This window comes from Rhizobium sp. YTU87027 (genome assembly GCF_050644135.1).
Lineage (GTDB): Bacteria > Pseudomonadota > Alphaproteobacteria > Rhizobiales > Rhizobiaceae > Rhizobium.
The window spans coordinates 2,756,237-2,770,440 of sequence record NZ_CP098440.1 but is presented as its reverse complement, the minus strand read 5'-3'; the positions used below and the strand labels follow the sequence as shown (position 1 = coordinate 2,770,440).

Here is a 14,204-nt window from a genome sequence, read left to right as displayed (position 1 = left end):
ATCAGGCGTGCAGTTCCTTGTGCGCCTCGGCGCGCTCTTGCGCCTGCTCCTTCTTGTTGTAGCGGATGGAAGACCAGAGCGAGATGCCGATCAGGGCCGCGCCGCCAAGGCCGGTGATCACCTCGGGAATATGGTACATGGTCTGCACGTACATGATCACCGAGAGGATCAGGATCGCGTAGAAGGCGCCATGCTCGAGGTAGCGGTATTCGGCAAGCGTTCCCTTTTCGACAAGCATGATCGTCATCGAACGCACGTACATGGCACCGATGCCGAGCCCGATGGCGATGACGAAGAGGTTCTGCGTCAGCGCGAAGGCACCGATGACGCCGTCGAAGGAGAAGCTGGCATCCAGCACTTCCAGATAGATGAAGGCGCCGAGACCGCCCTTGGCGGCAGCGCTCATCGTCTGCTGCGAAGCATCGAGTAGACCGCCGATCACCTCAACAGCTAGGAAAGTCAGAAGGCCATAGATGGCGCAATGCACGAAGGTCGTGGCTTCTTCTTCGCCGAGGAATGACGAGAACACGAGAACCAGCGCCAGCACGAAGGTGATCTCGACGCCCTTGATGGTCGCCGAGCGGGCCATCAGCTTTTCAAGCCCTGATATCCAGTGGACGTCCTTCTCGTGATTGAAGAAGTAGTTGAGGCCGACCATCATTAGAAAGGTGCCGCCGAAGGCTGCGATCGGCAGATGCGCGTCGTTCATGATGCGGGCGTATTCCGCAGGCTCCCGGGCCGCGAGCACCAGGGCTTCCAATGGGCCGATTTTGGCGGCGATCGCGACGATCGCCAACGGGAAGACGATACGCATACCGAAGACGGCAATGACGATGCCCCAGGTCAGGAAGCGATGCTGCCAGACCGGCGTCATTTCCTTGAGCTTGTTGGCATTGACGATGGCATTGTCGAAAGAGAGTGAGATTTCCAGCACGGCGAGTACCGTGCAGATGAAGAAGACGGTCGCCATGCCGCCGATCGTGCCGGTCGTCTGCCAGCCGAGGGCTGCGCCCAGGATCAGGCCGAGGATGGTGACGATGAAAGCCCAGCGGAAATAGCTGAGCGTCGGTTTTTGCTGGGAACTGTTGGTCATGGCTGCACCTCGCAGCCGCGAACGGTTTCGAACAGAGAATATGTGCGTGAAAAACGCGGCATACCACAAAGGGCATGCGCGTGAGGCATGGTAAGCTTTTTCATCGATGAAAAATCCGCCGGCTTAAGCTGCAGGCGGTACCGACATCACGAGAGCGCCGTAAAAACTCTCGCCAGAGGGGCCCGGCACCAGGTTGACCCATCGGCCGATGTCCGAGGCCGAGGGATAGAGCGAAGGTAGTGAACTTGCCACGCCAGTCAAGATCGACGCGGTGTGCTTTGTTGTTTTCTTGGGAACTATCCAGCGTCGCCGTCGTTACACCTTCACCCGTCATATGCGCATGAACAGGAGGCCGACGATGCACCCCTCGACCCACATCCCCGACAAACGCACGGAAAAGTCCGACCGCATGAAGCGGGTGCGTCCCAACCGAATGCAGAAGGCGCAGGTGCTGCCGCCGCATCACGTCGACCTGACGCTGCCGCATGGCGTTTTTGAAGACGTTCACGTTCCCGCTCACGTCACTGGCGGCGATCTTTCGAAAGGCGGGCCGAAGCCGGCCGTGGAAGACGATTCCACGCTTGCCAAGCCACGTCGTTGATCTGCCGCCACTGCAATCCACTTCATATTCGCGACAACCGGTGAGAAAAGATGAAAGCAGTTTTGGTGCCGCACGACATTGCCATCAAGCACGAGATCGAATGGCAGGCGCTTCGCGCCGCCGCTGATACACAGGTCGAATTGGAAAGAAGCGATATCGCAGACTCGGCGGGCTCCCGTTGCGCCTCGCCAATGCGCTCGTCGTCGGAAAGGACCTCGCCGGCTCGCGCCTGACACCTGCGCTATGGCTGGCGGCGCGACGATCGATGAGAACCGGCATCGGGGCAGCGGCCGGTCTCTGTCCCGTCGATGCTGGATTTCCAGGAAGATGATCGACCTCTTTCGAACATGCTTTGCCGCCGCCGCGCCAAAATGCTTGGTCGCCAACCTTTCGGAAAGGATTACCCGGCGATAATCGGCGCATTCACGGGAATCGGACAGATGGCAAAGACCGCGACACGCCGCCGCAAATCATCGGCACGATCGAAGGCAAGAGGAGGCGGAAGCGCGCTCTCCTGGACAATCATCGGTGTTCTGGCCGTTGGCGGTATTGCGCTATACGACAACTGGAAAAGCGTGAAACCGATGCTGGCGGCGCATGCGCCAGTAGCGACGTTCGCTCGGCCGGCCACGGTCGCACGGAACGAACCCGAGCGCGACACCAGCCCCCGGCAGACCGCTTCGATAACCGCGGCACGCCTGACGCCGCCCGCTGCCGTGCCCATTCCGGCCAAAGCACCCGTCGTCCCGGAGAAGCCTGTACCTGTTTCCGTCTCGCCTGCGCAGGAGCAGACCGGCAAGGCTGCGTTTGGCTATTGCGGGCAGGGGGAGCATATCAACTGCGTCGCCGATGGAGATACGTTCTGGTACAAGGGCGAGAAGATTGCCATTGCCGACGTCGTGACGCCAGGTATCGAGACGGCTCGCTGCGACAATGAGAAACGGCTGGGCTTCGCTGCCAAGCTGCGGCTCCTGAGCATTTTGAACGCCGGATCCTTCTCGTTGAACCCGGCTGGGCAGCCTGGAAAGGCAGGCGCCCCGCATGTCGTGTCGCGCGACGGTCGGTCGATCGGTGTGCAGATGATCAACGAGGGCTTGGCCCGCAAACCGGGCGCGAGTGGCGCCTGGTGTGCCTGAGCCTAACCTAAAACAACAAACGGTCGCCTATTTCTGCTTCGGCGCCTTGCCGTTGGTGCGGAAGCTGCCCGTAAAGGCCGTGTCCTTGCTTTCGGCCGTGCATTCGATGTCAACCGGCTTGCCGCCGTACGGGTTGCCCATCGTGCAGGTGCCGGCAACCTTTACCTGACCTGTCATCTTCTGGCCGACGCCGGTCACCACGAGGTTGAGCGGCATGCGGGCGTTGCCGTTCGAAGCAGGCTTGATAGCCGTGCCATCGCCTTGAAAGCCCAGCATCTTGCCGCCCGAGGTGAAGATGAAAGTGACTTGGCCATTCACAAGCGTCACGCTTGCAAGTTCGCCTTCACAACCCTTCGTCGCGTCGACCTTGCCGACGACGAGCTTGGCGCATTTGCCGGTGAGCGTCAGGGCACCGGGGGCGCCGGGGAAATTCTGCGAAGCCGCATCTGCTGTCGTGGTCAGTGTCGCCGCGAGCAGCGAAGCGGCGGCCAAAGTTGCCAGTCTCATGTCTTTACCTCGTAGTGCGTGTCTCAGCAGTGCTGTTGTCGGCAGCGACTTGCCATTGTTCTGTGTTCGAAATTGGTCGATAGGCTCGACTTTCCATTCTGGCAATCGGCCAGAAAACCGGAATGATGGCACCGGTGGGAGACAAGTGCACTCGTACTCCATACGGGCGTCCTCTGCATGCGGTGATATGACGCTTGGGCAAAATGATCGCGAGCGATAGCTAAACCCTCGTCTGGCAGCGAGATTGCCAGTCTAGCTAAGATGGAGGAATGCGATGATCAGGAAAATCGCTCTGAGTGTTGCTATCCTGGCCTTCGGCGTCGCTCCGGCGCTTGCCGCAAGCAGCCACTATTATGTGGAGCATGCTCCGAACAGCAGCAAATGCAGCATCGTTTCGAAGCGTCCTGACGGCAAGGCCGCGATGGCTGTCGGTAGCGCCTACAAGACAAAAGCGCTCGCCGAGGCGGCCATGAAGTCCGCACCAGCGTGCATGTAATATGGCTCACCCTGCCCCACTGAACGAAGCGCCCGCTGGTTTGGCGGGCGCTCTGCATATGGGGACATCGGACTGTTTTGGCGATGTTGCGGGTCACCTACGACCTCGCAACCGGCCGCACGCTTGACGGTACCGGTTGCTTTGTCCGGTTCGCCGAAAGCGAGTATAGTTGTTTCCCGCCATGCTCATGCCGGGGAAGGTGAAATGGGCGCTGCGTTCAGACTCGCTGTTAATGCTTCGCTGTTGGCCGTAACGCTCGTGCTGCCATCGACGGCGCTTTCTGCGGGTGCCTTGAACGTCGATGCGCGCGCTTACACCTGCAGTCAAATCTCGCAGATCATCCGCCAGAACAAGAAGGTGTTTGTCCGCTCCGGCTTCGGCGGCAGCAGCTTCCGCTATCCGCCTGCCAAATGTGGCCTGGGCTATGCGCGCACCACCGCCAGTTTCCGGGACAAAACCGGCAGCCAATGTGTCCTCGACTACGCCTGCACGTACGACGGCGGATCGTTTTACAACAACCCCTAGCGTCAGATGCCGGAGCTTGGGGGACGCGGCGATGCGTTGTCGTCGCACGCGCGAAATAGTGCTCGAGCCGGAAACGAAAAAGGCTTAGCGATTTCTCGCTAAGCCTTTGAATTCGAATGGTGGGCGTGACAAGGATCGAACTTGTGACCCCTACGATGTCAACGTAGTGCTCTCCCGCTGAGCTACACGCCCATCCGATGGCGGCGCATAGACCACAAACCGTTTTTGTCGTCAATAGACTTTTTTCGGTTTTGTGACATGCACTGCCGGAAGCCTTACGCGGCAAGCATTTTGTTCACTTCCTCGACGAGGTCGCGGAGGTGGAAAGGCTTGGAAAGAACCTTCGCATCCTTCGGCGCCTTCGAATCAGGGTTCAGCGCGACAGCCGCGAATCCGGTGATGAACATCACTTTCAGGTCCGGATCGAGTTCGGTCGCGCGGCGCGCCAGTTCGATTCCGTCCATTTCGGGCATGACGATATCGGTCAGGAGCAGCGAGAAGGGTTCTTCGCGAAGCCTGTCATAGGCGCTGGCACCGTTGTCGTAAGAGAGGACCTTGTAGCCTGCCTTTTCAAGCGCCTTCACAAGGAAGCGGCGCATGTCGTTGTCGTCTTCTGCAAGAAGTATCTTCTGAGTCATTATCCAGACCGCTAATCAGTAATTTATGCGTGGGGCTCCAGCCAATTACACTAGAAGTCGGCCAGTAAACAACCGGTGAAGAGGCTGTCTGGGCCGTCATCCCCATGAGATAGTATGGACTTGCGGTGCGGCAACTGGCAACATGGGCGAAGCAGTCGCCTCCTGGCATGGTAAAAAGGGAAAAAGGGTGCACGAAATCCCCGAATACGCACTTTTCGAGATCCGGGAGCCTTTGTCGCACGCCATTCCATTCGTCTACAACTCGCCGCACAGCGGGCGCATCTATCCGCCCGAATTCATCGCCCAGTCGCGGCTCGAAGGCGTTTCCATCCGTCGTTCCGAGGACCACTATGTCGATGAGCTGTTTGCCGATGCGAGCGCGCTCGGGGCGCCGCTCCTGCTCGCCAATTTTCCGCGCGCCTACCTGGATGTGAACCGCGAGCCCTACGAACTTGATCCGCGCATGTTCGACGGACTGCTGCCGCCCTATGCCAACATCAATTCGCTGCGCGTCGCAGGCGGCCTTGGTACCATTCCCCGTATCGTTGCCGAGAACATGGAAATCTACGCCCGTCGGCTGTCGGTGCAGGAAGGGCTCGATCGCATCGAGGCCGTCTATAAGCCGTATCATGCGGCGCTGCGGCGGCTGATCGCACGCACGCATGTCCAGTTCGGCTTCGGTGTACTGATCGACTGCCACTCCATGCCGGGCAATGTCCGCGTCGCAGGCACCAATGCGCGGCCGGATTTCATCATCGGCGATCGCTATGGCACCAGCGCTTCGGCCGAGCTGTCGCGGGCGGCCGTCGCCATCTTCGAGGAAATGGGCTTCACGGCGATCCGCAACAAACCCTATGCCGGTGGCTTCATCACCGAGCACTACGGCCGGCCGTCACGCGGGCTTCATGCGTTGCAGATAGAAGTGAACCGGTCGATTTATGTCGACGAAATCACGCTGGAGAAGCGCGCCGACTTTGCCCTGGTCGCCGGAGCGATCACTGCCTTTATGCGTCAGATGGCGATCTATGTGGCGCAGTTTGCGACCGACTCTGCCCTGGCTGCCGAGTAAGTCTTCCGGGATGGCTTAAAAAAAGACCGCCTCACGGCGGTCTAAGTCTAGGGAGGAAACACCCAAGGAGGGTATTTACAGTCAAAAGACTGTGAGCAAACGCTACTATTGCGGTGCACAATTGTCAATCAATATTTTGCGGTGCAAAAATATTGTGCAGCCAGCTAAAAGCTGCTGCTCTCGTTTGCAACTGACCGCAATTCCGCTATGAAAAGCGCCACTCGCGCGCCACCGATGGATTTCACCATGCTTCCTGATCGCTCGTTCTTCAATCGCCTGGCGGAGGCCGCCAAGGCCGAGACGTTACCGCGTTTCCGGTCCGGGCTTGACGTGACCAACAAGCTGTCGAGCGGCTTTGACCCGGTCACCGAAGGCGACAGGGCCGCGGAAGTCGCCATTCGTGCGCTGATCGAGGAGCATTTCCCGGATCACGGCATTCTTGGTGAAGAGCACGGCGATGTCGGCCTCGATCGCGAATATGTCTGGGTGATCGACCCGATCGATGGTACTCGCGCCTTTATTTCCGGTGTGCCTGTCTGGGGAACGCTGATCGGTCTGCAGCGCGACGGCAGGGCCATCATGGGAATGATCGAGCAGCCCTTTACCGGGGAACGCTACTTCGCGGATGCGAATGGTTCCATCTATAGCGGCCCAGAGGGCGAGCGCCGGTTGCAGGTCCGCGATTGCGGCGCTCTGGCAAACGCCATTCTCTTCACCACCTCACCGCATCTCTTTACCGGCGCCGAGATGGAGAAATACCGGGAAGTCGAAAGCCAGGTAAGACTCTTCCGATATGGCACGGATTGCTATGCCTATGCGCTGCTTGCTGCCGGCCACGTCGACCTGGTGATCGAAAACAGCCTGAAGCCGTATGATGTCGGCGGCATCATTCCCGTCATCGAGAATGCCGGTGGGATCATCACGACCTGGGATGGCGGGCGCCCGGAAAACGGCGGCTCGATCATTGCAGCGGGAAGCCGCGCCGTCTACGAACAGGCGATGGCCATTCTCAGTCGATAGTATCCGACGGCATTTGCCACGGTCTCTTGGAGGGCCGGGCTAGGTGCCAAATCCTTCGACTTCCTCCACAGCCTCGGCGTCACTGCCGGGGACGAAGGCGTGAAAGGCCGCGAGCGCTGCCTTGCGGTAGACATCGCGCTCCTGCAGCACTTCATGCCGCGCACCATTGATCGGCACAAACTGAGCGGCGCGGAAGTAGCGTGAGATACGCTCCTGCGCGATATAGGGCACGATGGCGTCGCGGGTCGGTGCGATGACGACCGTCGGTATGGTGATCGAAAACAGATGACTGGGGGAGGTCACGCGATCGATCGTCCGGAAGGAGTCGTGCAGCCAGCGCGCGGTCGGCGGACCAAGGGTCAGTTCCGGATGAGCCGCTGCTACGGCAACGTTGCGCTCGAACCGCGTCTCGTCCGATGTCAGCGGATTGTCGCGGAACGGCAGCTCTTTAAGCCTGCGCGTTAGCGGAAACGAGCCGAGACCGAGCGAACAGGCGACCTCGGCGAGGGCACGGATCGTGCCCTCCGACGCTGCCTGACCCGAGAGGCCGATAAAGGGGGCCGTCAGGACCATCCGCTCGATCCGTGTCGAGAGGTACGGGGCAGCCGACATTGCGATCAGCGCGCCGGTCGAATGCGCGAGAATGAAGAACGGCAGTCGGGTATCCGGCAACACGATCTTCTCGAGGAATGTGTCGAGGTCGTGCTCGTAGTCGATGAAGCGCCGGACGTGGCCATACTGGCCCCTCTTCAGAAGCCGGTCGGAGCCGCCCTGGCCGCGCAGATCGAAGGTCGCGACCCAGAGGCCCTTGGCCGTCAGATCACGGATCGTCTCGAAATACTTCTCGATGTATTCGTTTCGACCCTGGAGGAGCACGACGGTGCCCTTCGCCACCGGCGCATCGGCGCGGAACACTGCATAGCGCAGCCGATGGCCGTCATGCGTCTCGAAGAAGCCTTCGGTGCGGTTTTCGGGTGCCGGATTATCGGGGGTCGAAAAAAGGACCTGTTCCATGGTCGATCGATCGTGTCCTTCGCGGATTCGCCTTCAGAGTAAAGCGGATAGGCGATCGCTGTGTCAAATCAAAGAAAAAAGCTTCGGCAAACCGGATGTGTATCTTGAGTTGAGTTTAGTTGCCGCCTTGCAATCCGTGGAGTCCGACGGCGTGCCTTACCTACGCCCCTTTTCGGTAGGGGTTGGCCCTATTCTGCGAAGTTCAATGAAATACAACTTATTATAGTATTGGCTGGTATTACTCTATTTCAAAGGACGCCAGCATGTCACTCAAGGAAGATCCGCAGCTGCCCCGCAATACCGCGCGAAGACATTTTCTAGGCGTGGCCGCAGCTGCCGGTGCTCGGCTCGCCAGCCTCACGGCGTTGGCGGCGGCAGTTTCCAAGTCTCCCGCGAGCGCGATGGGCCGGCGTTGGGGGCGGGGTCACTCCGGTGGAGGCGGGAACGGCTCCGGTGGGCACGGAGGGTCTGGTGGCGGTGGCGGCAGCGGCGGCGCTCAGTGCTTCCTGCGTGGGACGGCGATCCTCACGGATTGCGGCGAAAAGCCTGTCGAGGATTTGCGCGTCGGCGATATCGTTGCCCTTCCGGACGGGAGCGCCCGTCCCGTCAAGTGGGTCGGCCGCCAAGTCTTCAAGAAGAGCGGCCAGCGCTGGCAGGAAGGGGTCGTGCCGATCCGGGTTTCCCGCCACGCGCTGGATAGCCGCACACCGCATTCCGATCTCTACCTGTCGCCCGGCCATGCGCTGTTTCTGAATGGCGTTCTGATCCGCGTGAGGGATCTCGTGAACGGCACGACAATCGCGCCGGTCGTTCCGGCCGACGACACGTCGATCGAGTACTATGCCGTCCTGCTCAGTACCCACGAAGTCATCCTTGCCGAAGGTGCCGCGGCCGAGACCTTCCGTCCCTCGGAGAACAATCACGAGAACTTCTCCAATTTTGCCGAATACAAGCACCTCTTTGCCCGTGAGGAGCACACCGCGATGACATCCTACGCAACTGTGCTGGGCGAGGAAGGTGGCCGGGCGCACTTGAAAGCGCTGCTTCTCATTGGCGCTTCGCTCCTGGTGCCGATGCGCGATCCGTTCGGGGATGCCTGCGACCAGATCAACGCACGCGCCCAAGCGTTGTCGGCCTGACAAGCTGCGGGATCTCGTCTTCGAGCTCGACCATAAAAAAGACCGGCATGCGGAACTTGAGGGGTTCTGCGATGCCGGCCGGAGATCGGGCTGAAGACGAAGGGACGATACACTCCAGCCATCGGGCCAGTGTCACCCGATGGCATGATTCCTAATCCCCCGCTCATGAATGACTTCCGAACCACCTGTTCATATGCGGTTCACGCGACGTGAGTCCGCTTCTGCGTAGGTCTTGAACTGCGCAAAAATCATCCCCATCTCATTCTTGCAGGCGCCAAACGGGCCTGCCGAACCGTCCCGAAACTGCCAATTGAGGGGTTTCAGGGGCAATTATCGCAACACGTCGCTTCCTCAGGAGGACATCATGCGTCACGTAGACTTCTCTCCCCTCTATCGTTCCACCGTCGGTTTCGACCGCCTTTTCACCATGCTCGACAGCCTCGGTCAGCCTGACCAGGGCCAGACTTATCCGCCCTACAACATCGAGCGCACCGGCGAAAACACCTACCGCATCACCATGGCCGTTGCCGGTTTCGATGAGACCGAAATCTCCATCGAAGCACAGGCCCACGCCCTCACCGTCAAGGGTGAAAAGAGCGAAGAGAAAGCTGATGGTAGCGAGTTCCTCTATCGCGGCATCGCCAAGCGCGCCTTCGAGCGGCGCTTCCAGCTTGCCGACCATGTCGAGGTTACCGCCGCTTCGCTGAAGAATGGTCTGCTCCACATCGACCTGCTTCGCAGCATTCCGGAAGCCATGAAGCCGCGCAAGATCGCGATTGCGGCTGAGCCGGTCAGCGCGCCGAAGGCCATCGAGGCGCAGGTCACCAACTAATCGGTCCTCCCAAGACCTAAAATGCCGGCGGCGCTCGTTCGAGCGCCGCCTTTTTATTGTCCGGTGTCAGGCCGGGCTTGCCGCTTCTTCGGCTTCCTCTTCCGTGATGCGGTGCGCCGTCTTCGCCGCATATTTCTGCGCGATTACGGCGCAGATCATGAGCTGGATCTGATGGAACAGCATGAGTGGCAACACGATCGCGCCGACCGATTGCCCGGCGAAAATGACGTTCGCCATCGGCGCGCCGCTGGCCAGGCTCTTCTTCGAGCCGCAGAAGGTGATGGTGATCTCGTCGGCCTTGTTGAAGCCCAGCAGACGGCTGCCGTACATCGTGACGCATAGGACGAGGGCAAGCAAAGCCATGTCGGCGACGATGACGGCTGCAATGTCGCCGATCGAGAATGTATGCCACAGCCCCTCCACGACCGCCTTGCTGAAGGCCAGATAGACGACCATGAGGATCGAGCCGCGGTCGACGGGCATCAGCAATGTCTTTTTGGCGCGGATCCAGCCGCCGATCCATGGTTGCAACACCTGACCGACGATGAAAGGTAGCAGTAGCTGCAGCAGGATCTGGCCGAGCACGTCCCATGAGAAGCCGCCATGGCCGCCGACGGAGAAGAGCAGTCCGACGAGCAGCGGCGTCAGAAACATGCCGAAGATGTTCGATGCCGATGCCGAGCAGATGGCAGCCGGTACGTTGCCGCCTGCCATGGAGGTGAAGGCGATCGAGGATTGCACCGTCGAAGGCAGGACGCAGAGATAAAGGATGCCGAGATAGAGGGGTTTCGGCAGGATCCATTCGGGCACAAAACCGAGGCCCAGGCCGAGGATGGGAAACAGGCCGAAGGTCGTCAGCAGGATTGCGAGATGCAGCCGCCAGTGAAGCAGGCCGGCGATCACGACGTCACGTGACAGGCGGGCGCCGTGCAGGAAGAAGAGCAGGGCGATCGCCAGGTTCGTCGCTATCCCGAAATAGCCCGCAAAGGTGCCCTTGGCCGGCAGCAGTGAGGCGAGGATGACCGTGCAGACCAGCAGGATCGTGAACGTATCGGGCAGAAAGCGGCGCATGGCTTTACTCATCGGATCGGTGGATCATTGGTATTTCTTTCATTATGATACAGGATGCAAGGAATAACAGTTATCACACTTCGGGATAGGTTGTGCTTGACCTTACACAATTGCGCAGCTTCGTGGCCGTCGAGCAGATGGGAAGCTTCACGCTGGCCGCCGAGCGGCTGGGCCTTGGCCAATCGACCGTCAGCCAGCACATCCAGCGGCTGGAAAGTGCGGTCGGCCGACGATTGCTGGCGCGAGATACCCATAAGGTGGTGCTGACGACGGACGGCGAAGCACTGCTCGGCCACGCGCGGGCGATGCTGGCGATCGAAGCGCAGGTGCAGTCGCAATTCAAAGGGCAGAATCTGCGCGGCAATCTGCGGCTCGGCGTCTCGGAAGATTTCGTGACCAGCCAGCTTCCGGCGGTGCTCGAGGATTTCGTTCGTTCGCACCCCTCCGTCGATCTGGAGCTGACGGTGGCGCTATCCGGAACACTCTACGAGATGCAGGACAATGGCGAGATCGACCTTGTGCTGGCAAAGCGTCGGCTGGGCGACGCGCGTGGCCGGCTGGTCTACCGCGAGCCGCTCGTCTGGCTGGCGCGGGACCCGGATCATGTGCTGAGCAGCGGGCCGCTGCCCCTGATTGCCTTCCCGCCACCGAGCATTACGCGCAGCATTTCCCTCGAGGCGCTGGGCCGAAGCCAGATTGCCTGGCGGATCGTCTGTACCTGCGGCAGCCTCAGCGGGCTGACCGCGGCCGCGCGGGCCGGCATGGGCGTGCTGGTGCAACCGCGCAGCATGGCGCCATCGGGCCTGAAAGAGATTGGGCGCGATAGGCTTCCTCTCCTCGAAGACGTGGAATTCGTGCTTGTGCCACGCAAGGGCGCCGATCAGGCGCTGGTATCGGCACTGTCGGAAGACATCCTCGGCAAGGTGCGACGCCTTGGTACCAGCGGGTGAGGCATGAGGGGCGACGTCGGGATGACGATCACTTCCGGGAGCCGCGACGTGGTCGCCTAGCTATTCCGTGGCGTTGAAGCCGTCGTGATAATTGACTTTGCCGGTCGGCAGCGGGCCACCATCGAACCTTAGCCGCATGAAATATTCCGCCGGCGCGCCGTCAAAGATCAGGGCATCGTCGTTTTCGAAACCGAAACGCTTGTAGTAGCCGGGGTCGCCGAGAACAACGCAGCCACGGGCTCCGATATCGGTCAGTCGCGACAGGCCGTCGCGAGTGAGTTTGCTGCCGATGCCCTCGTTCTGGCGGTGGGGCCACACCGAAACCGGACCAAGTCCGTACCAGCCCTGGTCGCCGCCATCGATAGTGACCGGCGAGAAGGCGACATGCCCGATGACGTCGCCATCCTCCACGGCGACGAGCGAAATTGTCAAAGCGTTAGCTTGGCGGAGCGCGTCGACGATTTCCGCTTCTGTCTGGCTGCTGTATGCCATCGGCGCGAAGGCCGCCTTGGTGAGCTGGCGGATTGCCGCGACGTCGCTTGGCTGTTCGGGACGGATTTCCATCGGCGTCTCTCTCGTCGTCTTCCGGTATCAAGGCATGGCCCGTGATAGCGCGACCTCGGCGTAGTGGCCAGCAGATCGGCAATCAATCATGGTCCCATCACGCAATAGCGCTTCGTTGCCGCGCGATGTTCATTCGCTGCCCCGCCCAAAAGTTAATGGCCTGCTTACCATCTTAAGGTGCCCTCAACCTTGTCACTTAGGCATCTGGTTAGGTTCGGGGCCTAGTCTCCGGTTACCCATGGTCGATCTTCGGGGCAAGGAGAACGGACCGATGACGTATGGTGTACTCTTCGTATCCGGGCTGGTTGCCTGTGTGATGCTGATTGTCGTGGCGGGGCACGACGCGAAAACGACGGATAGCGGCAAGCCGCAATCCGCCGTGACGGGCCATCAGAATTGAGCCTGAGGAATCAGCGGGCGAGGCAGCCCAGGAAACCATCGACATCTGCCTCATCAGTCGCAAAACTGGTGACGAGGCGGATCAGCGTTTCACTCGGGTCGACGAGCTCGGGGGTCGCTGGCGGCGCCGGCCATTCATAGAACTTCGCACCCCTTTCCTCTGCCGTTTTCGCGGCGCTTTTTGGGATGACGGCGAAGACCTCGTTGGCAGACGTCGGCCAGGCAAGCCGCGATGCGTTGCTCGCGATGATGCCGGCGCGCAGGCGATCGGACATGCCGTTCGCATGGCGGGTGAGATCGAGCCAGAGATCGTTCTCGAAATAGGCATCGAACTGGGCTGCGATGAAGCGTGACTTTGAGAACAGCTGGGCAGCGCGCTTGCGGATGAATGGCATCTCCTTTGCCTGCGCCGGATTGAAGAAGATGATCGCTTCCGCGCACCAGCAGCCGTTCTTGGTGCCGCCGAAGGACAGCATGTCGATGCCGCGCTTCCAGGTCATCTCGGCCGGGCTGACGCCGAGAGAAACGAGGGCATTAGCAAAGCGCGCGCCGTCCATGTGGAGGGGCAGCTTGTCCTTCTGGGCAATCGCGGCGATCTCGTCGATCTCAGACAGGCTATAGACTGTGCCGGCTTCTGTCGCCTGAGTGATCGTCACAGCCGTTGCGCGCCCGTGTTGCACGGCTGTCTGCGGGAAAGCCACGATTTTCTCCCTAAGCTTGGCCGGATCGATCTTTCCTTCCGCGCCGGGAACGCCAAGCAGGCGCGCACCGCTGAAGAAGTCAGGTGCGCCGCATTCGTCGGCAATCACATGCGCTTCGGAATGGCAGAAGGTGATGCCGCCCGGTCGCTGGACGCTCGCGAGCGACAGCGAGTTCGCTGCCGTGCCAGTGCCGACGAAAAGGACTGCGACCTCACGTTCGAAGACTTCGGCAAAGCGCCGCTCGACACGCCGATCGAGCTCGCTTGCGCCATAGGCCGCGGCAAAGCTGTCGGATTCCCTGAGCAGACGTTCGGCGATGGATCGGTGGGCGCCTGCCCAGTTGTCAGATGCAAAATACATGAAGGGAGACCACGTGGGATGTGATGCGGATGGGGTTCGGGCGGCGACCTTACGCCATCACCTCGGCAGGTCAAAGGGGCGGCGTCGAA

Annotated in this window: 18 protein-coding genes and 1 tRNA gene; 11 read left to right on the top strand and 8 right to left on the bottom strand. The window is 60.5% G+C overall.

Features of this window, described 5'->3' with window-relative positions; translation table 11 throughout:
* Position 1: 1 nt before the first annotated feature.
* Positions 2-1,093, bottom strand: a complete 1,092-nt coding sequence (locus tag NBG89_RS13790) for a DUF475 domain-containing protein (protein ID WP_431320422.1) — start codon at positions 1,091-1,093, stop codon at positions 2-4.
* Between the two features lie 358 nt (positions 1,094-1,451).
* On the opposite strand from NBG89_RS13790, the gene NBG89_RS13785 reads away from it, so the two are divergent.
* The 3 genes from NBG89_RS13785 (at position 1,452) to NBG89_RS13775 (ending at position 2,830) form a co-directional block, all read left to right on the top strand.
* A complete protein-coding gene (locus tag NBG89_RS13785; protein WP_431320421.1) occupies positions 1,452-1,694 on the top strand; it encodes a hypothetical protein in 243 nt (80 codons plus the stop codon).
* 50 nt (positions 1,695-1,744) lie between these two features.
* Positions 1,745-1,927: a hypothetical protein gene (locus NBG89_RS13780; protein ID WP_431320420.1), complete on the top strand. Its 183-nt coding sequence runs from the start codon at positions 1,745-1,747 to the stop codon at positions 1,925-1,927.
* Between the two features lie 207 nt (positions 1,928-2,134).
* Positions 2,135-2,830: a hypothetical protein gene (locus NBG89_RS13775; protein WP_431320419.1), complete on the top strand. Its 696-nt coding sequence runs from the start codon at positions 2,135-2,137 to the stop codon at positions 2,828-2,830.
* A 27-nt stretch (positions 2,831-2,857) separates the two neighbouring features.
* Here NBG89_RS13775 and NBG89_RS13770 read toward each other — a convergent pair whose 3' ends face one another.
* Positions 2,858-3,337 (bottom strand): hypothetical protein, encoded by a 480-nt coding sequence (locus NBG89_RS13770; RefSeq protein ID WP_431320418.1) that lies wholly within the window; start codon positions 3,335-3,337, stop codon positions 2,858-2,860.
* Between the two features lie 274 nt (positions 3,338-3,611).
* Here NBG89_RS13770 and NBG89_RS13765 point away from each other — a divergent pair, with 274 nt between their 5' ends.
* Both NBG89_RS13765 and NBG89_RS13760 read left to right on the top strand, forming a co-directional pair.
* Positions 3,612-3,833 carry a hypothetical protein gene (locus tag NBG89_RS13765; protein ID WP_088692076.1) on the top strand — a complete coding sequence of 74 codons (222 nt, stop codon included), beginning with the start codon at positions 3,612-3,614 and terminating at the stop codon, positions 3,831-3,833.
* A gap of 204 nt (positions 3,834-4,037) precedes the next feature.
* The gene (locus NBG89_RS13760) at positions 4,038-4,358 is read left to right on the top strand and encodes a hypothetical protein (RefSeq protein WP_431320417.1); all 321 of its coding nucleotides are present in this window, start codon (positions 4,038-4,040) and stop codon (positions 4,356-4,358) included.
* 117 nt (positions 4,359-4,475) lie between these two features.
* Here NBG89_RS13760 and NBG89_RS13755 read toward each other — a convergent pair.
* Together NBG89_RS13755 and cpdR1 are read right to left on the bottom strand one after the other, a co-directional pair.
* Positions 4,476-4,550: transfer RNA gene (locus NBG89_RS13755), tRNA-Val, on the bottom strand.
* Positions 4,551-4,633: 83 nt separating this feature from the next.
* Positions 4,634-4,996, bottom strand: coding sequence for a response regulator CpdR1 (cpdR1, locus tag NBG89_RS13750; protein WP_007527565.1), 363 nt, complete (start codon positions 4,994-4,996; stop codon positions 4,634-4,636).
* Between the two features lie 187 nt (positions 4,997-5,183).
* Between cpdR1 and NBG89_RS13745 the strand changes: the two genes are divergently transcribed.
* Positions 5,184-6,065, top strand: a complete 882-nt coding sequence (locus tag NBG89_RS13745; RefSeq protein WP_088692219.1) for an N-formylglutamate amidohydrolase — start codon at positions 5,184-5,186, stop codon at positions 6,063-6,065.
* 246 nt (positions 6,066-6,311) lie between these two features.
* Positions 6,312-7,085, top strand: a complete 774-nt coding sequence (hisN, locus tag NBG89_RS13740; RefSeq protein WP_431320416.1) for a histidinol-phosphatase — start codon at positions 6,312-6,314, stop codon at positions 7,083-7,085.
* Between the two features lie 39 nt (positions 7,086-7,124).
* Here hisN and NBG89_RS13735 read toward each other — a convergent pair whose 3' ends face one another.
* Entirely contained in the window at positions 7,125-8,099 is a 975-nt protein-coding gene (locus NBG89_RS13735) for an alpha/beta fold hydrolase (protein WP_431320415.1), read from the bottom strand.
* 263 nt (positions 8,100-8,362) lie between these two features.
* Between NBG89_RS13735 and NBG89_RS13730 the strand changes: the two genes are divergently transcribed.
* Together NBG89_RS13730 and NBG89_RS13725 are read left to right on the top strand one after the other, a co-directional pair.
* Positions 8,363-9,238 carry a Hint domain-containing protein gene (locus tag NBG89_RS13730; protein WP_431320414.1) on the top strand — a complete coding sequence of 292 codons (876 nt, stop codon included), beginning with the start codon at positions 8,363-8,365 and terminating at the stop codon, positions 9,236-9,238.
* A gap of 364 nt (positions 9,239-9,602) precedes the next feature.
* Positions 9,603-10,070, top strand: a complete 468-nt coding sequence (locus tag NBG89_RS13725) for an Hsp20 family protein (RefSeq protein WP_431320413.1) — start codon at positions 9,603-9,605, stop codon at positions 10,068-10,070.
* A gap of 66 nt (positions 10,071-10,136) precedes the next feature.
* On the opposite strand, the gene NBG89_RS13720 is transcribed toward NBG89_RS13725, so the two are convergent.
* On the bottom strand, positions 10,137-11,141 hold the full coding sequence (locus NBG89_RS13720; protein ID WP_431320412.1) for a bile acid:sodium symporter family protein: 1,005 nt from the start codon (positions 11,139-11,141) through the stop codon (positions 10,137-10,139).
* Between the two features lie 92 nt (positions 11,142-11,233).
* Between NBG89_RS13720 and NBG89_RS13715 the strand changes: the two genes are divergently transcribed.
* A complete protein-coding gene (locus tag NBG89_RS13715) occupies positions 11,234-12,091 on the top strand; it encodes a LysR substrate-binding domain-containing protein (protein WP_431320411.1) in 858 nt (285 codons plus the stop codon).
* Between the two features lie 60 nt (positions 12,092-12,151).
* Here the strand turns inward: NBG89_RS13715 and NBG89_RS13710 are convergent, their stop codons facing one another.
* Entirely contained in the window at positions 12,152-12,655 is a 504-nt protein-coding gene (locus NBG89_RS13710; RefSeq protein ID WP_431320410.1) for a GNAT family N-acetyltransferase, read from the bottom strand.
* 271 nt (positions 12,656-12,926) lie between these two features.
* On the opposite strand from NBG89_RS13710, the gene NBG89_RS13705 reads away from it, so the two are divergent.
* Positions 12,927-13,055, top strand: a complete 129-nt coding sequence (locus NBG89_RS13705; protein WP_259128832.1) for a hypothetical protein — start codon at positions 12,927-12,929, stop codon at positions 13,053-13,055.
* Positions 13,056-13,065: 10 nt separating this feature from the next.
* Here NBG89_RS13705 and NBG89_RS13700 read toward each other — a convergent pair whose 3' ends face one another.
* Positions 13,066-14,115 carry a threonine aldolase family protein gene (locus NBG89_RS13700; protein WP_431320409.1) on the bottom strand — a complete coding sequence of 350 codons (1,050 nt, stop codon included), beginning with the start codon at positions 14,113-14,115 and terminating at the stop codon, positions 13,066-13,068.
* Positions 14,116-14,204: the final 89 nt, after the last annotated feature.